The 18,976-nt window shown below is 72.6% G+C and carries 19 protein-coding genes; 8 read left to right on the plus strand and 11 right to left on the minus strand.

Features of this window, described 5'->3' with window-relative positions:
* Positions 1–13 precede the first annotated feature (13 nt).
* The 3 genes from ABZ312_RS08375 to ABZ312_RS08385 are packed head-to-tail and all read right to left on the minus strand — an operon-like array spanning position 14 to position 2,839.
* Entirely contained in the window at positions 14–1,441 is a 1,428-nt protein-coding gene (locus ABZ312_RS08375) for a carotenoid oxygenase family protein (RefSeq protein ID WP_500323010.1), read from the minus strand.
* Between the two features lie 3 nt (positions 1,442–1,444).
* Entirely contained in the window at positions 1,445–1,711 is a 267-nt protein-coding gene (locus ABZ312_RS08380) for a protealysin inhibitor emfourin (protein ID WP_500323011.1), read from the minus strand.
* A gap of 9 nt (positions 1,712–1,720) precedes the next feature.
* A complete protein-coding gene (locus tag ABZ312_RS08385) occupies positions 1,721–2,839 on the minus strand; it encodes a M4 family metallopeptidase (RefSeq protein ID WP_500436872.1) in 1,119 nt (372 codons plus the stop codon).
* A gap of 306 nt (positions 2,840–3,145) precedes the next feature.
* Here ABZ312_RS08385 and leuA point away from each other — a divergent pair, with 306 nt between their 5' ends.
* The 5 genes from leuA to ABZ312_RS08410 all read left to right on the plus strand — a co-directional run bounded on the left by leuA (position 3,146) and on the right by ABZ312_RS08410 (position 10,117).
* Entirely contained in the window at positions 3,146–4,909 is a 1,764-nt protein-coding gene (leuA, locus tag ABZ312_RS08390) for a 2-isopropylmalate synthase (RefSeq protein ID WP_500323015.1), read from the plus strand.
* A 182-nt stretch (positions 4,910–5,091) separates the two neighbouring features.
* Positions 5,092–5,829 carry a TerB family tellurite resistance protein gene (locus ABZ312_RS08395; RefSeq protein WP_500436874.1) on the plus strand — a complete coding sequence of 246 codons (738 nt, stop codon included), beginning with the start codon at positions 5,092–5,094 and terminating at the stop codon, positions 5,827–5,829.
* Positions 5,830–5,995: 166 nt separating this feature from the next.
* Positions 5,996–8,095 carry an MMPL family transporter gene (locus ABZ312_RS08400; RefSeq protein WP_500436909.1) on the plus strand — a complete coding sequence of 700 codons (2,100 nt, stop codon included), beginning with the start codon at positions 5,996–5,998 and terminating at the stop codon, positions 8,093–8,095.
* Positions 8,096–8,150: 55 nt separating this feature from the next.
* Positions 8,151–9,431: a sensor histidine kinase gene (locus tag ABZ312_RS08405; RefSeq protein ID WP_500323017.1), complete on the plus strand. Its 1,281-nt coding sequence runs from the start codon at positions 8,151–8,153 to the stop codon at positions 9,429–9,431.
* 50 nt (positions 9,432–9,481) lie between these two features.
* A complete protein-coding gene (locus tag ABZ312_RS08410; protein WP_500323063.1) occupies positions 9,482–10,117 on the plus strand; it encodes a response regulator in 636 nt (211 codons plus the stop codon).
* On the opposite strand, the gene ABZ312_RS08415 is transcribed toward ABZ312_RS08410, so the two are convergent.
* Both ABZ312_RS08415 and ABZ312_RS08420 read right to left on the minus strand, forming a co-directional pair.
* Positions 10,107–10,406 carry a hypothetical protein gene (locus ABZ312_RS08415; RefSeq protein WP_500323018.1) on the minus strand — a complete coding sequence of 100 codons (300 nt, stop codon included), beginning with the start codon at positions 10,404–10,406 and terminating at the stop codon, positions 10,107–10,109. The genes ABZ312_RS08410 and ABZ312_RS08415 overlap by 11 nt on opposite strands.
* On the minus strand, positions 10,406–10,768 hold the full coding sequence (locus tag ABZ312_RS08420; protein WP_500323019.1) for a DUF1304 domain-containing protein: 363 nt from the start codon (positions 10,766–10,768) through the stop codon (positions 10,406–10,408). The genes ABZ312_RS08415 and ABZ312_RS08420 overlap by 1 nt, the downstream gene beginning before the upstream one ends.
* Before the next feature lie 56 nt (positions 10,769–10,824).
* Here ABZ312_RS08420 and recO point away from each other — a divergent pair, with 56 nt between their 5' ends.
* Positions 10,825–11,571 (plus strand): DNA repair protein RecO, encoded by a 747-nt coding sequence (recO, locus tag ABZ312_RS08425; protein ID WP_499511800.1) that lies wholly within the window; start codon positions 10,825–10,827, stop codon positions 11,569–11,571.
* 62 nt (positions 11,572–11,633) lie between these two features.
* Positions 11,634–12,473: an isoprenyl transferase gene (locus tag ABZ312_RS08430; protein ID WP_500323021.1), complete on the plus strand. Its 840-nt coding sequence runs from the start codon at positions 11,634–11,636 to the stop codon at positions 12,471–12,473.
* 72 nt (positions 12,474–12,545) lie between these two features.
* Here ABZ312_RS08430 and ABZ312_RS08435 read toward each other — a convergent pair whose 3' ends face one another.
* From ABZ312_RS08435 to ABZ312_RS08450, 4 genes are read right to left on the minus strand one after another with little or no spacing between them, the layout of a single operon-like run.
* Positions 12,546–12,971 carry a Fur family transcriptional regulator gene (locus ABZ312_RS08435; protein WP_499511798.1) on the minus strand — a complete coding sequence of 142 codons (426 nt, stop codon included), beginning with the start codon at positions 12,969–12,971 and terminating at the stop codon, positions 12,546–12,548.
* A gap of 52 nt (positions 12,972–13,023) precedes the next feature.
* Positions 13,024–13,917: a metal ABC transporter permease gene (locus tag ABZ312_RS08440; RefSeq protein ID WP_500323022.1), complete on the minus strand. Its 894-nt coding sequence runs from the start codon at positions 13,915–13,917 to the stop codon at positions 13,024–13,026.
* The gene (locus ABZ312_RS08445; protein ID WP_500323023.1) at positions 13,917–14,678 is read right to left on the minus strand and encodes a metal ABC transporter ATP-binding protein; all 762 of its coding nucleotides are present in this window, start codon (positions 14,676–14,678) and stop codon (positions 13,917–13,919) included. Before ABZ312_RS08445 ends, ABZ312_RS08440 begins: the two co-directional genes overlap by 1 nt.
* Before the next feature lie 34 nt (positions 14,679–14,712).
* Positions 14,713–15,663: a metal ABC transporter solute-binding protein, Zn/Mn family gene (locus ABZ312_RS08450; RefSeq protein ID WP_500323024.1), complete on the minus strand. Its 951-nt coding sequence runs from the start codon at positions 15,661–15,663 to the stop codon at positions 14,713–14,715.
* A 182-nt stretch (positions 15,664–15,845) separates the two neighbouring features.
* On the opposite strand from ABZ312_RS08450, the gene ABZ312_RS08455 reads away from it, so the two are divergent.
* Positions 15,846–17,228 (plus strand): glycine--tRNA ligase, encoded by a 1,383-nt coding sequence (locus tag ABZ312_RS08455; protein WP_500323025.1) that lies wholly within the window; start codon positions 15,846–15,848, stop codon positions 17,226–17,228.
* 87 nt (positions 17,229–17,315) lie between these two features.
* Here the strand turns inward: ABZ312_RS08455 and ABZ312_RS08460 are convergent, their stop codons facing one another.
* On the minus strand, positions 17,316–17,900 hold the full coding sequence (locus tag ABZ312_RS08460; protein ID WP_499511793.1) for a TetR/AcrR family transcriptional regulator: 585 nt from the start codon (positions 17,898–17,900) through the stop codon (positions 17,316–17,318).
* Between the two features lie 34 nt (positions 17,901–17,934).
* The gene (locus tag ABZ312_RS08465; RefSeq protein WP_500323026.1) at positions 17,935–18,945 is read right to left on the minus strand and encodes an aldo/keto reductase; all 1,011 of its coding nucleotides are present in this window, start codon (positions 18,943–18,945) and stop codon (positions 17,935–17,937) included.
* Between the last annotated feature and the right edge of the window lie 31 nt (positions 18,946–18,976).

An 18,976-nucleotide genomic window follows, 5' to 3' on the forward strand; every position in this document is an offset into this window, starting at 1 on the left:
CAGGCGGCCGGGCCTAGGCCGTCGCACCCCCGGCGGCCCCGCCGCTGAAGATCCCGTGGAAGCCGAACGGCACCGCGTGCGGGACCTCGGCGCGGGCCAGCTCGCGGAACGTGACGGCGTCCAGCACCAGCAGGAAGGACGAGCCGGCCGTGGCGTCGAGGACGACGGAGAGCACCACGCCCTCGCCCTCCGCCCCGGCCTCCGGGGCCGCGACGAAGACGGGCTCCCCGGGGTAGCAGTCCTCCTGCGACCAGGTCACGGTGCCGCCGTCGGCCGTGTCGAGCCGCACCAGCTGGTCGGTGAAGTGCTCGCCCCGGCCGTCGCGGCTGCCGACGCCGTACGCGAAGCGGTAGGGGCGGCCGTTGCACCGCCCGTAGTCGATGCGGGGGAGCTCCATCGGCTCCTCACCGAGCCGCTCGGACGTCACCGCGCCGTCCCCGCCGATCCGGTACCGGGTGGGCCGGGCCTGCGGGACGCCGCCGCCGTCGCGCAGCCGGTCGAGGTAGAGGGCGTCGATGACGGACGGGTCCTCGTAGGCGCACAGGTCCAGCACCAGCGCGTCGCCGTCCTCGAAGGCGTTGACGTGGTGGAAGGCGAAGAAGGCCGGGCCCTTGGCGACGCGGCGGACGGTGCCGTCCCTGCGGTCCATGACGATGAAGCGGGTGCCGCGCTCCGGGCGCCAGCGGTAGTTCTCGATGAAGGGCCGGCCGCTGAGCAGCAGTGCCGGCGGGTTGACGACGAGCGGGAACTCCACGAGCACCACATGGCGGTCGGTGATCGCGAAGCTGTGCATGTAGCCGGGCCGGGTGACGGGCAGGCTGCCCAGGAGCCTGCGGCGGGCCGTGCCGTCGGAGGACTGGCGGTAGACGCGGTACTCGCTGCGCCGCGCGAAGTGCGCCACGAAGTTGACCAGTTCGCCGGTGACCGGGTCCTGGTGCGGGTGCGCCGTGGTCCACTGACCGGCCAGCGCGTCCTCGTAGCCGACGACGCCGACCGTCTCCAGCGTCCTCGGGTCGAACTCCACCGGCATCGGGGTCTCGGTCAGCGCGACGAAGCGTTCGCCGAAGCGGGCGACGCTGACGTTGGCGTTCCCCGAGGGCTTGCGGAGGAACGGGGTGAGCACCCGGGCGAAGAGCGAGCGGCAGGGGTCGGTGGCGAACTCCTGGTAGCCGATGCGGCCCTCGTGCCGGGCGGTACGGCTGCTCGGGACGTCCAGGAAGCGGTTGGCGTAGGAGACCCGGCCGTCCTCGATCGCGAACCGGTGGAGCATCGCCTGGCCGTCGAACCAGTGCCGGTAGCGGCGCTCCCCGGCCTCGAAGAGGGCGGGGCCGTTGCGCAGCAGGACCCCGTCGAGCCACCGCGGCAGCCGTCCCCGTACCGGCAGTTCGGGGACGGTCACCTCGTCGGTCAGGCTGCGCAGCCCGGTCGTGTGCCCGCTCATCGGCTACGCGCCCTCCTTCAGCACCAGTTGGACCAGTTCGCGCTGCTCCTCCGTCAGCCGCGGGTCGGCGCAGTGCACCGTGCGGCCGTCCACCGTGATCTCGTACCGGAAACCGTCCGGTACGCCCTGCGGGGGCGCGGCCGGGCCCGCGGCGAGCACGTCGCGGGCCAGGGCGTGCAGACGGAAGGCGTCGGGGCGGCCGGCGGTGTCCAGCACGGCCCGGCGCTCGATCCCCGCGAAACCGCCGGAGCGGATCACCTGTATGCGCATGGCGGACGTCTACCCCTGTGCGGGCGGTCGCGCACCTTCCGGGACCGGCGACTGGCGCGGCACGTCGGTACCGTTCACGGCGGTCGGGATGCCGACCTCCGACCACGCCTTCACCACCGCCGCGTGTTCCTCGCCCTCACCGAAGCGCCCGGCGGCCGAGGCGACCGTCGCCTGGGCGAACTCGGCGAACGTCGCCCTGGGCGACAGCGCGCCGCCGGTCAGCACGTCGTACCAGATCAGCCCGGCCCGCTCCCAGGCGTTGCCGCCCAGGGCGACGGCCAGCAGGTGGAACGCCCGGTTGGGGATGCCGGAGTTGATGTGCACGCCCCCGTTGTCCCGCGAGGTGCGGACGTAGGCGTCCATGTGGCCGGGCTGCGGGTCCTTGCCGAGGACGTCGTCGTCGTAGGCCGTGCCGGGGGCCTTCATGGAGCGCAGCGCCACGCCCGTGACGCGCGGGGCGAGCAGTCCGGCGCCGATCAGCCAGTCGGCCTCCTCGGCGGTCTGGCCGAGCGCGTGCTGCTTGATGAGGGAACCGAAGACGTCCGACATCGACTCGTTGAGGGCGCCGGACTGGCCGAAGTAGTCGAGGTTGGCGGTGTACTGGGTGACGCCGTGGCTGAGTTCGTGGCCGATGACGTCGAGGGGGAGCGTGAAGTCGAGGAAGATCTCCCCGTCGCCGTCCCCGAAGACCATCTGCTCGCCGTTCCAGAAGGCGTTGTTGTAGTCGCGGTCGTAGTGGACGGTGGCGTCCAGCGGCAGCCCGGCGTCGTCGATGGAGTGGCGGCCGTACGCCGTCAGGAAGAGCTCGAAGGTCGCCCCCAGTCCGTCGTAGGCCCGGTTGACGGTGTCGTCGGCCGGTGCGGGGTCGCCCTCGCCGCGGACCTTCCGCCCCGGCAGGTCCGTGCGGTGCTGCGCGTCGCTGATCGTGCGGCGCGGCCGGTCCGACGGCTCCGCCCCGATCACCGGGAGGGCGCCGATGACGGTGGTCAGCCGGCGGCGGGTGCGCTCCGCGGCGTCGCGTTCCAGGGTGCGGCGGGCGGGCTCGGCGAGTGCGCGGTCCTCGTTGCGGGCGACCTTGTCGAGGACGTGCGGCGGCACGATCGTGCAGAAAACAGGTGTCTGCTCCATGCAGGGCAATGTGGCACGGTGCTCACTGTCTGTCACTAGGTGTGACCATGATCCACGAAAAGGGGGGAAGTTGTACGTTTTTCATGTCATCACGGGCGGTCTTGCATACTGAGAAGAACGCCGCAGCGGCTGCAGGGTCCCCGGGGGCTCGGTTATGGTCGACAGCATCATGCGTTTCGGGCTGCTTCTTCTTAGCTGCCGCGGCGAGGGCCTGTAGTCCAGGTCGACTCCCTCCCCGCGGGGTTTGGCGTTGCACCAGCGCCGGTCGGCCGCCTCCACAGCCGCAACCGAGGAGCACCCCCGCAGATGTCCACCCCGAACGCCGTCGGCCGCCCCACGCCCATCACCGCCGCGACGGTGCGCCAGCGCCCGACCGCGATGCCGGTCCACAAGTACAAGCCGTACGAGGCCGTGGAGATCCCGGACCGCACCTGGCCGGACCGGCGGATCACCAAGGCCCCCCGCTGGCTGTCGACCGACCTGCGGGACGGCAACCAGGCGCTGATCGACCCGATGTCGCCGGCCCGCAAGCGCGCGATGTTCGACCTGCTGGTGAAGATGGGCTACAAGGAGATCGAGGTCGGCTTCCCCGCCTCGGGCGAGACCGACTTCGCCTTCGTGCGCTCCATCATCGAAGAGGGCGCGATCCCCGACGACGTCACCATCTCCGTACTGACCCAGGCCCGCGAGGAACTGATCGAGCGGACCGTGGAGTCCCTGCGCGGCGCGGCGCGTGCGACCGTGCACCTGTACAACGCGACCGCCCCGACCTTCCGCCGGGTGGTCTTCCGCGGCTCCAAGGAGCAGATCCGGCAGATCGCCGTGGACGGCACGCGGCTGGTCATGGAGTACGCGGACAAGATCCTGGGCGACGAGACCGTCTTCGGCTACCAGTACAGCCCGGAGATCTTCACCGACACCGAGCTGGACTTCGCGCTGGAGGTCTGCGAGTCGGTGATGGACGTCTGGCAGCCCGAGGAGGGCCGCGAGATCATCCTGAACCTGCCCGCGACCGTGGAGCGCTCCACGCCCTCCACGCACGCGGACCGCTTCGAGTGGATGTCGCGGAACCTGTCGCGCCGCGAGTACGTGTGCCTGTCGGTCCACCCGCACAACGACCGCGGCACGGCCGTGGCCGCCGCCGAGCTGGCGCTGATGGCCGGCGCCGACCGCATCGAGGGCTGCCTGTTCGGCCAGGGCGAGCGCACCGGCAACGTCGACCTGGTCACCCTGGGCATGAACCTGTTCAGCCAGGGCGTGGACCCGATGATCGACTTCTCCCAGATCGACGAGGTCCGCCGCACCGCCGAGTACTGCAACCAGATGGAGGTCCACCCGCGCCACCCGTACGTGGGCGACCTGGTCTACACGTCCTTCTCCGGCTCCCACCAGGACGCCATCAAGAAGGGGTTCGACGCCATGGAGGCCGACGCGGCCGCCCAGGGCCGGACCGTCGACGACATCGAGTGGGCGGTCCCGTACCTGCCGATCGACCCCAAGGACGTCGGCCGCTCCTACGAGGCCGTCATCCGTGTGAACTCGCAGTCCGGCAAGGGCGGCGTCGCGTACGTCCTGAAGAACGACCACAAGCTGGACCTGCCGCGCCGCATGCAGATCGAGTTCTCGAAGATCATCCAGGCGAAGACCGACGCCGAGGGCGGCGAGGTCACGCCGAAGGAGATCTGGGCGATCTTCGAGGACGAGTACCTGCCCACCCCGGAGAACGCCTGGGGCCGGGTCGCCCTGCGGTCGGCGCAGACCTCGACCAGCAGCGACGGCACCGACACCCTGACCGTCGAAGCGGTCGTGGACGGCGCCGAGACGGTCCTGACCGGCACCGGCAACGGCCCGATCTCCGCGTTCTTCGACGCGCTGGCCTCGGTCGGGGTCGACGCCCGCCTGCTGGACTACACCGAGCACACCATGAGCGAGGGCGCCAGCGCGCAGGCCGCCTCGTACATCGAGTGCGCCATCGACGGCCAGGTCCTGTGGGGCATCGGCATCGACGCCAACACCACGCGCGCCTCGCTGAAGGCGGTCGTCTCCGCCGTCAACCGCGCGGCCCGCTAGTCACCACGCACGGTGAACCGGCCACGGCGCCCGAGCGGGCGTCGTGGCCGGTTCTCGTATTCGGCCCTCACGTGGTACTGACTACGCGCCGCCCATGTGGCTAACATCACGTCATTACGGCGCCGTTGCCGGAGCGTTACCCACGCGTACGGCGCGTAAAGGGACGAACCGGTGTAATCGGGATGGCGGCCGGAGGGTGCGAAGTGCTCCACATCAAGGGCTTGTGCATCTTGGGCGTGCGGACGGTCTGGCACACCGAAGGTGACGGGGAGTTCTTCTGCGCCGGCTGCGGTGGCGACCGCGGCTACCGGCGGCGCACCGGCACCCGGCGGCTGACCCTGCTGGGCCTGCCCCTCCTGCCGCGCGGCTCGGCCGGCACGGTCGTGGAGTGCGTGGTGTGCCGCGCCCACCGCGGCCCCGAGGTCCTGGAGCAGCCCACCACCACCGTCTTCTCCGCCATGCTCCGCGATGCCGTCCACACCGTCGCCCTCGCCGTGCTCACCGCGGGCGGCGCCATGGGGCGCGGCGCCCGCGAGGCCGCCGTCGGCGCGGTCCGCTCGGCCGGGTTCACCGACTGCACCGAGGACCAGCTGCTCGGCCTGCTCGCGGCGATCGTCGCCGACGAGGGCCGCTTCCCCGGCGCCTCCGACGCCCTGGACGCCGACGGGCTCGCGGACGCCCTCGACGGCTGCGGCAGCTGGCTGTCCATCGAGCTCCACGAGGCCCTGGGCCCCCTCTCCCGCCACCTCGCCCCCCAGGGCCGTGAGCACATCCTGGTCCAGGGCGCCCTCATCGCCCTCGCCGACGGCCCCTACCTGCCCGCCGAGCGGGAGGTCCTCGGCGCCGTCGGCCGCTGCCTCGGCCTCGTCGGCGAGGACACCGAACGCATCCTGGAGGCCGCGGCCCGCACGCCGTCCTGACGGGCCGCCCCTGATCGCCACCGCCGGGCGTACTCCCCGGGGAGTAACGGGGCCCGCACCGCACCCCGGGCAGTAACGCCGGCCTCGGTCCCGGGCCCGACGAAAAGGCGCCCCCGCACCGGAAGTCTGGGCAGGACCAGACCACCGGCCCGGAGGGAGGCCCATGATGGGGGCCCCGACCACTGAGACCACACCGGCCGCCGCGCCGCCGCCGACCCGAGGACGAGGGAGGAACCGGGGCGCCCGCGCGATCCCGTGGGCGGTGCTCGCGCTGTGGATCGCCGTGCTGGCGCTGGCCGGCCCGCTGGCCGGCAAGCTCGCCGACGCGCAGCAGAACCGCGCCGTGGACTACCTCCCGGTGAGCGCCGACTCCACGCAGGTCGCCCGGCTCCAGGACGCGCTGCCCGGCGGCGAGGCCACCGAACTCGTGGTCGTCTACCACCGCGACGGCGGGCTGACCGCTGCCGACCGCGACAAGGCCGCCGCCCAGATCGCCGGCATCGCGCGGGCGCACCGGCTCACCGGCGGCACGCCGCACGCCGTCCTGTCGCACGGCGACACACTGATGTACCCCGTGGCGAGCACCGAGCCCGGCCAGGACGACGCGGCCAGGAACGCCTTCGTCACCGACGTCCGCGACCGGGCCGAGGGCGGCGACGGGCTGACCGCCCACGTGGGCGGCCCCGGCGCGCTCAACACCGACATGAAGGAGGTCTACTCCTCCCTCGACGGGCCGTTGCTGTGGACCACGGTGGCCGTCGTCGCCGTCCTGCTGATCCTCATCTACCGCAGCCCGCTGCTGTGGTTGCTGCCCCTGCTCGTCGCGGGCGTGGCCGACGCCGCCGCGATGGCCGGGGTCTACGGACTCCACCAGGCCTTCGGCATCACCGTCACCGGCCAGAGCCAGGGCGTGATGACCATCCTGGTCTTCGGCGCCGGCACCGACTACGCGCTGCTGCTCGTCTCCCGCTACCGCGAGGAACTCCGGCGCGTGCCGCGCCCGTACGACGCCATGCGCGCCGCGCTGCGCGGCTGCGGGCCCGCGATCCTGGCCTCCTCCGCGACGGTGGCCGCAGGCCTGCTGTGCCTGCTCGCCGCCGACCTCAACAGCAGCCGGGGCATGGGCCCGATCGCCGCGGTCGGCGTGCTGTGCGCGCTGGTCGCCATGACGACCCTGCTGCCGGCGCTGCTGGTGCTGCTGGGCCGCCGGGTCTTCTGGCCGCTGGTCCCGGCGTACGGCAGCGAAGTGCCGCGTCCGCGCGGCCTGTTCGCGGCGATGGGCGGCTCGGCCGCACGCCGTCCGCCGGCCGTGCTCGCGGGTGGCGCGGTGCTGCTCGGGGCGCTGGCGCTCGGGACCCTGGCCCTGCCCGGCAGCCTGAAGAACGACGACGCCTTCACCAGCGCGCCGGAGTCGGTCGCCGCGATGCGCATCCTCGCCGAGGCCGACCCCGGCCGCTCCGCCCAGCCGATCACCGTCATGGCGCCCACCGGACGGGCCGGTAAGGTGCTGGCCGCGGTCCGGGGCACCGAAGGCGTCGCGTCCGCCGAACGCGGGCGCAGCGGCGGCGGCTGGACGGAGGTGTCGGTGACCGCCAAGGCGCCGCCCGAGTCGCCCGGCGAGACCGCGACCATCCACGCCCTGCGCGCGGAGCTGGACGGCCCCTACGGCGCCCACGTCGGCGGGCCCAGTGCCCAGCAGGCCGACCTGGCCGGCACCAGTTCCCGCGACCGCCGGGTCGTCGTGCCGCTCGTCCTGGCCGCCGTGCTGCTGATCCTCGTCGCGCTGCTGCGCAGCCTGGTCGCGCCGCTGCTGCTCGTGGTGGCCGTGATCGCGGTGTGGGGCGCCGCGCTGGGCATCGGCGGGCTGGTCTTCGGGCCGCTGTTCGGCTTCGAGGGCACGGACCCGGGGCTGCCGCTGCTGTCCTTCGTCTTCCTCGTGGCGCTCGGCGTCGACTACGGCATCTTCCTCATGCACCGGATGCGCGAGGAGTCGCTGGCGGGGGCCGCGCCGGCCGCCGCGGCCGTCACCGCGCTGCGGACCACGGGCGGGGTGATCGCCTCGGCCGGGCTGGTGCTGGCGGCCACCTTCTCGGTCCTGGTCAACATGCCGTTGGTGTCGCTGGTCGAGATGGGCTTCGTCATCGCCGTGGGCGTCCTGCTGGACACCTTCCTCGTCCGCACCTACCTGGTCACCTCCGCGAGCGTGGCGCTGCGCGAGCGGGTCTGGTGGCCGGGCCGGCTGAGCCGGCCGCGTACGGGCCCGTGAACCGGCCCGCGAACCGGTCTGTCACGCCGCCGACCCCGTAACGGAAGATGGACCCGTGCCGAAGCCGCCGCCCCTCCCGCCCGCCGTCCGCGCGCACAAGGACGCCGCCCTCGCCCTGGGCGTGCTCGCGCTCCAGAGCGCCATGGGCGCCCTCCTGCCGTCCGGACAGGGGCACCGCCCGGACGCGGCGGGCTGGGCGCTGCTGGTGGTCACCGCGCTGGTGCTGGCCGCCCGGCGGCGGTGGCCGATGACCGTGATGCTCGTCACGGTCGCGGCCGTCGCCCCGTACCACGCCATGGACAACCTCCACCTGGCCGTGGTTCCGGCCAGCATGGTGGCGATCTACTCGCTCGCGGTCGCCGGGCCGCCGCCGCGGACGTACCTCACCGTGGCGGCGGTCGTCGCGATCATGGTCGGGGTGATGTCGGCGACACCCGACCGGCACGCGGCGACCGACATGCTGCGCAGCGGCGGCTGGGTGGTGGCGGTGGCACTGACCGGCGAGGCGGTCCGCATCCACCGCAAGTACGTGGCCGCCATTGTCGGGCGCGCCGAACGCGCCGAACGCACCCGCGAGGAGGAGGCGGCCCGGCGCGTCGCCGAGGAGCGGCTGCGGATCGCCCGCGACCTGCACGACCTGCTCGCCCACAGCATCACCCTCATCGGCGTGCAGACCTCGGTCGCGGCGCACGTCCTGCTCGCCGACCCCGAGCGGCTGGACCGCACGGCCGTCGCCGGCGCCCTCGACAGCATCGCCGGCACCTGCCGCGACGCCCGCGCCGAACTGCGCGCCACCCTCCAGGTGCTGCGCGGCGACGACGAGCGCGGCCCGCTGCCGGGCCTGGCGGCCGTGGCCGACCTGGCCCGCTCCGCCGAGGCCGCCGGCGCCCGGGTGGAGCTGGCCGTCGCGGCCGGCGCCGACGGGGTGCCCCCGGCGATCGGGGCGGCCGCCTACCGCATCGTGCAGGAGGCCCTCACCAACGCCGTACGGCACGCCGGGGGCACCTCGGTCCGGGTCGGGGTGGAACTCGGCACCGACCCGGACCGCGGCACCGCCCTGCGGATCGCCGTCACCGACGACGGCCCCTGCCCGGGGACGGAGGCCGAGCACGAACCGGACCGCCCCGACGCCCGATGGCGGCCCTGGCGTGCCGTGGCACCCCCGAGGCCCCCCGCGGACGCCGGCCCGGCGGAGACCGTACCCGCCGCCGGCTACGGCCTCATCGGCATGCGCGAGCGCGCCCGCAGCGTCGGCGGCACGCTGACCGCCGGACCCCGGCCCGAGGGCGGTTTCCAGGTGGCCGCCGTTCTGCCGTTCGCGGGGGGCCCGGCGTGATCCGCGTGCTGCTCGCCGACGACCAGACCCTGGTCCGTGAGGCCTTCGCGATGCTCGTCGAGTCCGCCCCCGACATGCAGGTCGTCGGGCACGCGGCCACCGGGCGGGAAGCCGTGGCGGCGGCCCGCGCCGGCCGTGCCGACGTGGTGATCATGGACATCCGCATGCCGGACCTCGACGGCATCGAGGCCACCCGGCTGATCGCCGCCGACGATGACCTGGCCGGGGTCCGGGTGCTGGTGCTCACCACGTACGACAGCGACGACCACGTCGTCCCCGCGCTGCGCGCCGGGGCCAGCGGCTTCCTCGTCAAGGACACCCGCCCCGCCGAACTCCTCGACGCCATCCGCACGGTCGCCGCGGGCGAGGCGCTGCTCTCGCCGGGGCCGACCGCGCGGCTCATCGCCCGGGTGCTGCGCCTCCCGGAGGGCCCGCCGCCGGGCGGGCCGGCCCCGGAACGCCTCGCCGCGCTGTCCGCACGGGAGCGGCAGGTGCTCACCCTCGTCGCGCGGGGCCTGAACAACACGGAGGTCGCCGAGGCGCTGGGCCTCAGCCCGCTCACCGCCAAGACGCACGTCAGCCGGATCATGGGCAAGCTCGGCGCCCGCGACCGCGCCCAGCTGGTGATCGCGGCCTACGAGTCGGGGCTGGTCGCGCCAGGCGGGACGGCGGGGCTCAGCGGCTGACCGCCCACAGCAGGATCGCGGCGGCGACGCCGAAGCAGGCGAGCACGGTCCACACCGTCGCGCCCAGCGTCCGTGTGTCCGCGGCCATCGCCGGCGCCCCGCCGGCTCCGTGGGCCTGCGACAGGTGGGCCAGTGCCTTGCCCCTGGCGCCGCCCCCGGTGATCTGCTCGCGCCACGCGCAGTGCCGGCACTCGAGCATCCGCCGCCCGCGGTCCGCGTAGCCGTACAGCACTTCCAGGGCGGTGCCGTCGGGGCCGGTCGCGGTGATGTGGTGGGTGACGGAGTCCATCAGCGGGCCACCAGCACCAGGGCAAGGGCGACGAGGGCCGGCACGGTCTGCACGAAGAGGATGCGGCGGCTCGCGGTCGCGGCGCCGTACAGCCCGGCGACCGCCACGCAGATGAGGAAGAACACCGTGGCCTGGAAGCCCACCGGGTCGGCGGCCACGGCGCCCCACACCAGCCCGGCGGCGAGGAAACCGTTGTAGAGCCCCTGGTTGGCCGCGAGTGCCTTGCTCGCCTGCGCGAACTCCGCGGTGGTCCCGAAGGCTCCCCTGGCGCGGGGGGTGGTCCACAGGAACATCTCCAGGACCAGGATGTAGAGGTGGAGGGCCGCTATGAGCAGCACGGCGACGGTCGCTGTGATCGACATGGGCCGTAGCGTACGACCCGGGCCGGTCCGGTCGCCGCGTACGGAACAATGGGCGCATGAGTCTGTTCCGCGACGACGGCATCGTGCTGCGCACCCAGAAGCTGGGCGAGGCGGACCGGATCATCACCCTGCTCACCCGACGGCACGGCCGGGTGCGGGCGGTGGCCCGCGGCGTGCGGCGGACGAAGTCCAAGTTCGGGGCGCGGCTGGAACCGTTCTCCCACGTGGACGTGCAGCTCTTCGCGCGCGGGGGCGAGCTGATCGGCCGCGGCCTGCCGCTGTGCACCCAGGGTGAGACGATCGCCCCCTACGGCAGCCGCATCGTCACCGACTACGCCCGCTACACCGCGGGCACGGCGATGCTGGAGACCGCCGAGCGCTTCACCGACCACGAGGGCGAACCGGCGGTGCAGCAGTACCTGCTGCTGGTCGGCGGCCTGCGCACGCTCGCCGACGGTGAGCACGACCCGCGGCTGGTGCTCGACGCCTTCCTGCTGCGCTCGCTGGCGGTCAACGGCTACGCGCCCAGCTTCGGGGACTGCGCGAAGTGCGGGATGCCGGGCCCGAATCGGTTCTTTTCGGTCGGCGCGGGAGGAGTCGTATGCGGCGAGTGCCGCCCGGCCGGAAGCGTCGTACCCTCACTGGAGTCACTGGAACTCCTCGGCGCGTTGCTCGGAGGGGACTGGGAGACCGCCGACGCGTGCGAACCGCGCCACTGCCGGGAGGGCAGCGGACTGGTCGCGGCGTATCTGCAGTGGCATCTGGAGCGCGGCTTGCGCAGTCTGCGTTTCATCGAGAAGTAGCGGTACCCGGCGGGCCCCCGGCAGCACCAACTCGTGAGGCACAGGAAGTGGAGAGCAAGGTCATGGCAGTACGCGGGATTCTGAGCCGTCCCCGGCGCGAGTACCGGGCTCCCGACCCGCACCCGTCCGGCGCGCAGCCCCCGAAGATCCCAGGTGAGCTGGTCCCCCAGCACGTGGCCATCGTGATGGACGGCAACGGCCGCTGGGCCAAGGAGCGCGGCCTGCCCCGCACCGAGGGGCACAAGGTCGGCGAGACCGTCGTGCTGGACGTCCTCAAGGGCTGCCTGGAGCTGGGGGTCAAGAACCTCTCCCTGTACGCCTTCTCGACGGAGAACTGGAAGCGCTCGCCCGACGAGGTCCGCTTCCTGATGAACTTCAACCGGGACGTCATCCACCGCCGCCGCGACGAGATGCACGAGATGGGCATCCGCATCCGCTGGGCCGGGCGCATGCCCCGGCTGTGGAAGTCGGTCGTGAAGGAGCTCCAGGTCGCGGAGGAGATGACCCGCGACAACGACGCCATGACGCTGTACATGTGCGTCAACTACGGCGGTCGCGCCGAGATCGCCGACGCGGCGGCGCGCCTGGCCGAGGACATAAAGGCGGGTCGCCTCGATCCCTCCAAGGTCAACGAGAAGACCCTCGCCAAGTACCTGTACCACCCGGACATGCCGGACGTGGACCTGTTCGTCCGCCCCTCCGGCGAGCAGCGCACCTCCAACTTCCTGATCTGGCAGTCCGCCTACGCCGAGATGGTCTTCCAGGACGTCCTCTGGCCGGACTTCGACCGCCGCGACCTGTGGCGCGCGTGCCTGGAGTACGCCTCCCGTGACCGCCGTTTCGGCGGCGCGCTGCCCAACGAGCAGCAGCCGGCGGCGGAGAGCGACGCGGACACGCAGTAGTCGGCAGTCACCCCGCGGTCGTCCACGGACGACCGCGGGGCGGTACGAGCACGACGGCGGGCGGGGCCCGGTTCAGTTCGCGGCGGGGCCGCCGCAGCCGGCGCAGTCGGCGCAGGTCCCGAAGATCTCCACGGTGTGGGCGACGTCGACGAAGCCGTGCTCCTCGGCGATGGTGTCGGCCCACTTCTCGACCGCGGGGCCCTCGACCTCGACCGCCTTGCCGCAGACGCGGCAGACCAGGTGGTGGTGGTGACCGCTGCTGCAGCGCCGGTAGACGGACTCGCCTTCCCCGGTGCGCAGGACGTCGATCTCGCCGGCGTCGGCGAGGGACTGCAGCGTGCGGTAGACCGTGGTGAGGCCGACCGAGTCACCCCGGTGCTTGAGGAGGTCGTGCAGTTCCTGGGCGCTGCGGAACTCGTCGACCTCGGCGAGGGCCGCGGCGACGGCGGCACGCTGCCGGGTCGATCGTCCGCGGACGGGGGGCTTGGCGGTCGTCACCGGTGGCCTCCTACTCGGTCGGTTCGGTCGGTCATTCTGCCAGGCCTGGAGCTCATACCCGGACGTCGTCCTCGGTGGGACGCGCCGCGGGTACCTCCAGGGTGCACCGTGTCCCGTCCTCCGCGGCACGGCGTGCACGCTTTTTCGCCAGCGGCGCGGCCAGCAGCGTCAGCGTGACGAAGACACCGATGGCCAGCAGCACGATGGTCGCTCCGGAGGGCACGTCGGCGTAGTACGAGGTGACCGTGCCGGAGAAGGCGACCGCCACGCCGATCACGACCGACAGCGCGAAGGCCGTGGCGAAGCTGCGGGCGATCTGCTGGGAGGCGGCGACCGGGATCACCATCAGCGCGCTGACCAGCAGCAGTCCGACGACCCGCATGGCGACCGTGACCGTGACCGCCGCGGTGACGGCGACCAGCAGGTTGAGCAGCCGCACCGGCAGACCGGTCACCCGGGCGAACTCCTCGTCCTGGGAGACCGCGAACAGCTGCCGCCGCAGGCCCACGGTGACCAGCACCACGAAGCCGGCCAGCAGGCAGATCGCGGTGATGTCCTGCGGGGAGACGGTGGTGATGGAGCCGAACAGGTAGGTGAGCAGGTTGGCGTTGGAGCCGTTCGGCGCGAGCGAGGTGAACAGCACGCCGGCCGCCATGCCGCCGTAGAAGAGCATGGCGAGCGCGATGTCGCCGCGCGTCCTGCCGTACCAGCGGATGAGTTCCATGACGATCGCGCCCGCGACCGACACGGCCGTCGCCATCCACACCGGGTTGGTGCTGAGCAGGAAGCCGAGGCCGACACCGGTGAGGGCGACGTGGCCGATGCCGTCGCCCATGAGGGCCTGGCGGCGCTGGACGAGGTAGATGCCGATCGCGGGGGCGGTGATGCCGACGAGGACGGCGGCGATCAGCGCCCGCTGCATGAAGGCGTAGGAGAACAGCTCCATCAGAACAGCCCCGTCCGGATCGGCTCGGCCACGTGGCCGGCGTGCGGGTGGACATGGTCGTGGCCGGGCAGCGCGTGCTGCCCCTGGGCCTTCGGCGGGGGCCCGTCGTGGACGACGCAGCCGTCGCGCAGCACCACCGCACGGTCGATCAGCGGCTCCAGCGGACCGAGTTCGTGCAGGACCAGGAGCACGGTGGTGCCCAGCGAGACCTGTTCGCGCAGCGTCCCGGCGAGCACCTCCTGGCTGGCGAGGTCGACGCCCGCCATCGGCTCGTCCATGATCAGCAGTTCGGGCTCGACGGACAGCGCGCGGGCGATGAGCACCCGCTGGTGCTGGCCGCCGGAGAGCGCCTCGACCGGATCGCCGGCCCGGTCGGCCATCCCGACCAGCTCCAGGGCGCGCCCCACGGCCCGGCGGTCCGCCTTGCGGGGCAGGCCCAGCCTCGTACGGGCCAGCCGCCCTGCGGAGACGACCTCGCGCACGGTGGCGGGGACGCCGGAGGCCGCCGTGGTGCGCTGCGGCACGTAGCCGATCCGGGCCCAGTCGCGGAACCGGTTCAGCGGGGTGCCGAAGAGCTCCAGTCCGCCCGCGGTGAGCGGCACCTGGCCGACCACGGCGCGGATCGCGGTGGACTTGCCCGAGCCGTTGGCGCCGAGCAGCGCGACGACCTCCCCGCGCCGCACGGTCAGGTCGACGCCGCGCAGCACCGGCCGTGAGCCGAGGGAGGCGGTCGCCCCCCGCATCGATATGACCGTGTCCATTCCAGCCTCCGTACCGGGCTCCGTCATCGTTGCCTCACTTCGCGCCGAGCGCCGAGCGCAGGGCCTGAAGGTTGCTGTGCTGGACCTCGAAGTAGTCGCGGCCCGCGGACTTGTCGGTGATGCCCTCGATGGGGTCGAGCACCGCGGTCCTCAGGCCGAGGTCGCCCGCGAGGGTCTTGGCGGTCCGGTCGCTGGCGAGCGTCTCGAAGAATACGGTGCTGACGCCGTTGTCCTCGGCGAGGGTGTGCAGCGTCTTCATCCGGGCGGCGCTGGGCTCGGACTCCGGGTCGATGCCGCTGATCGCCTGCTCGACCAGCCCGTAGCGCTCGGCGAGGTAGCCGAAGGCGGCGTGGGTGGTGATGAAGGTGTCCGAGGTGCGGTTCTCCAGCCCGTCCTGGAAGTCGGTGTTCAGCGCGTCGAGCTTCTTCACCAGCGCGGCGGTGTTCTTCCCGTAGGTCGCCTCGTGGTCCGGGTCGGCCTTGGCGAGGGCCTTGCCGACGCCTTCGGCGACCTGGGCGTAGCGGACCGGGTCGAGCCAGATGTGCGGGTCGGCGCCCGCGTCCTCGTCCCCGTGCCCGCTGTGGTCGTCCCCGCTGCCGTGGTCGTGGCCGTCGACCTCGGTGCCGTGGTCCTCCAGCGGGGTCAGCGCGGCGGCGTCGACGGTGTTCGCCACGCCGGACTGGGCTATGGCGTCGTCGACGGCGGGCTGCAGGCCCTTGAGGTAGACGATGACGTCCGACTCGCCGAGCTCGCCGGTCTGCCGGGGGGTGAGCTCCAGGTCGTGCGGTTCGGTCCCGGGCTTGGTCAGTCCGGTCACGTCGACGTGCCCGCCGCCGATCTGCTCGGCCAGGAACTGCATAGGGTAGAAGGAGGCGGTGACCTTGAGCCTGCCGTCCGCCCCGCCCCCGCCCGCGGTGGAACAGGCGGAGAGGGCGACCAGCCCGGCGACGGCGGTGAGGGGGACCAGGGCACGACCTATGTTCATGACACCCATTTTCAACAAAAATGGAAACGATTGTCAATTGGCTTGGTTGCCGGACCCGGCGCCCTCGGACTGCGGAACCGATTTGATACGGGCCCCGCACCCGCCGGTAATCTGAGGTATTCGCCGGACCGCACGCGACCCGGCGGATCCCACCGACCGCTTCGTCGTCTGAAGAGAGCACCGTGGCCGCCGACAAGATCGACACCATCGTCAGCCTGAGCAAGCGCCGTGGCTTCGTTTTCCCCTGCAGCGAGATCTACGGCGGCCAGAAGGCCGCCTGGGACTACGGGCCGCTGGGCGTCGAACTGAAGGAGAACATCAAGCGCCAGTGGTGGCGTGCGATGGTCACCTCCCGGGAGGACGTGGTCGGCCTCGACTCCTCGGTGATCCTGGCCCGCGAGGTCTGGGAGGCCTCCGGTCACGTCGCCACGTTCACCGACCCGCTCACCGAGTGCACCTCCTGTCACAAGCGTTACCGCGCCGACCACCTGGAGGAGGCGTACGAGGCCAAGCACGGCCACCTGCCGGCCAACGGCCTGGCCGACCTCAACTGCCCCAACTGCGGCAACAAGGGCACTTTCACCGAGCCCAAGCAGTTCTCCGGGCTGCTGTCCACCCACCTGGGCCCGACCCAGGACTCGGGCGCCGTGGCCTACCTGCGCCCGGAGACGGCGCAGGGCATCTTCACCAACTTCTCCCAGGTGCAGACGACCTCGCGCCGCAAGCCGCCGTTCGGCATCGCCCAGACCGGCAAGTCCTTCCGCAACGAGATCACGCCCGGCAACTTCATCTTCCGGACCCGCGAGTTCGAGCAGATGGAGATGGAGTTCTTCGTCAAGCCGGGCGAGGACGAGACCTGGCACGAGTACTGGATGCAGCAGCGCTGGGACTGGTACCGGGGCCTCGGCATGCGCGAGGAGAACATGCGCTGGTACGAGCACGCCAAGGAGAAGCTGTCCCACTACTCCAAGCGCACCGTCGACATCGAGTACCGCTTCAACTTCGGCGGCACCGAGTACTCTGAGCTCGAGGGCATCGCCAACCGCACGGACTACGACCTCAAGGCCCACAGCCAGGCCAGCGGCCAGGACCTGTCGTACTTCGACCAGGAGGCCGGTGAGCGCTACTTCCCGTACGTCATCGAGCCCGCGGCGGGTCTCAACCGCGCCATGCTCGCCTTCATGCTCGACGCGTACAACGAGGACGAGGCCCCGAACGCCAAGGGCGTGATGGAGAAGCGCACCGTCATGCGCCTCGACCCGCGCCTGGCACCGGTCAAGGTCGCCGTCCTGCCGCTGTCGCGCAACCCGCAGCTCTCGCCGAAGGCCAAGGGCCTCGCGGCCGACCTGCGCCGCCACTGGAACATCGAGTTCGACGACGCCGGTGCCATCGGCCGCCGCTACCGCCGTCAGGACGAGATCGGCACCCCGTTCTGCGTGACCGTCGACTTCGACACGCTCGAGGACAACGCGGTCACCGTGCGCGAGCGCGACACCATGAAGCAGGAGCGCGTCTCGCTCGACCAGGTCGAGGCCTACCTCGGCGGCCGGCTGCTCGGCTGCTAGGTCCGGACCCGGACGCACGCGAAAGGCGCCCGGCCACCCCCGAGAGGGGTGGCCGGGCGCCTTCGTGCGTCCGCGGGGGTCGTGTGCTCAGGCCTCCAGGCCGCGCAGGATCAGGTCGTTGACCGCGGAGAACGCGGCGTCGATGCCCGGGGCGAACCACTCGGCGGCGTACGCCGGGTCGTGGAAGCGGACGGTGGCGTCCCACACCGCCTGCGCCGCGGCGTCGGGGTCACCGGCGGCGAACTCGCCGGCGGTCACGCCGTCCCGGACGATCCGCGCGAGGAGCCCGACCATGACGGCGACGTGCTGGGCGACCACCGAGCTGTGCTCGACGGTGAGCGCCATGTACGTGGCGAACAGCTCGGGGTCGCCACCCGCCTTGCGCCGCTTGGCCGCGAACAGCGCCTCCAGCCAGGCGCGCAGCCGCTGCGGCCCCGGGCGGCCGTCGTCCTGCGCTATCGCCGTCAGCTCCGCGTGCGCCTGGTCCAGCCACCGCTGGGTGACCGCCTCCCGCAGCGCGGCCTTGGTGCGGAAGTGCCGGTAGACGCTGCCGTGGCTGACCCCGAGGGCGCGCGCCACGTCGACCACGGTCGCCTTGGCCGGGCCGTAACGGCGCAGCACCTCCTCCGTGGTCTCCAGGATGCGTTCGGCGGTCAGCGTCTCGGGTGGCATGGTCGTCATTCTCCCAGGGCCGGGCGGGTGCCGGTCAGTGCCGCTGCTCACTGTCCAGGTGCGCCATCTGGGACTCCGGGTAACGCTCGCCGGCGGCCGCGTCGGCCGGGACCGCGGTCTCGATCGCCGCCAGGTCGGCCGCGTCGAGGGTCACGTCCAGCGCGCCCAGGGCCTCGGCCAGCCGCTCGCGGGTGCGGGCGCCGACCAACGGGACGATGTCCTCGCCCCGGGCCAGCACCCAGGCGATGGCGGTCTGGGCGACGGTGACGCCCTTCTGCTCCGCGATCTTGCGCAGCGCCTCCACCAGCCCGAGGTTGTGCTCCAGGTTCTCGCCCCGGAAGCGGGGGCTCATCGCGCGGAAGTCGTTGCCGGCCAGCTGCCGGTCACGGGTGAAGTGGCCGCTGATCAGACCGCGGGACAGCACGCCGTACGCCGTGACGCCGATGCCCAGCTCGCGGGCGGTGGGCAGGATTTCGTCCTCGATGCCGCGGGAGATCAGCGAGTACTCGATCTGCAGGTCACTGATCGGGGCCACGGCCGCGGCCCGGCGCAGGGTGGCGGCGCCGACCTCGGACAGGCCGATGTGGCGCACGTGACCGGCCTGGACGAGCTCCGCGATGGCGCCGACGGTCTCCTCGATCGGGACGGCGGGGTCGACCCGGGCGATGCGGTAGACGTCGATGTGGTCGGTGCCCAGGCGCTGCAGCGAGTACGAGGCGAAGTTCCTGACGGCCTGGGGGCGGCCGTCGTAGCCCAGCCACGTGCCCTCGGGGCCGCGCAGGGCGCCGAACTTGACGCTGATCAGCGCCTTCTCGCGGTCGGCCGGGGAGGCCGCGCGCAGGGCCTCGCCGATGAGCATCTCGTTGTGGCCCATGCCGTAGAAGTCGCCGGTGTCGATCAGCGTGACGCCCGCGTCGAGGGCGGCGTGGATCGTGGCGATCGACTCGCCGCGGTCGGCCTCGCCGTAGAGGGCGGACATGCCCATGGCGCCGAGGCCGAGCGCGGAGACGGTGGGGCCGGTGGAACCGAGGGTGCGGTTCTGCAAGGGGGACTCCTTGGTCGGGATGAGGAGGTCG

It is taken from the genome of Streptomyces sp. NPDC006207, from assembly GCF_040613835.1.
Lineage (GTDB): Bacteria > Actinomycetota > Actinomycetes > Streptomycetales > Streptomycetaceae > Actinacidiphila.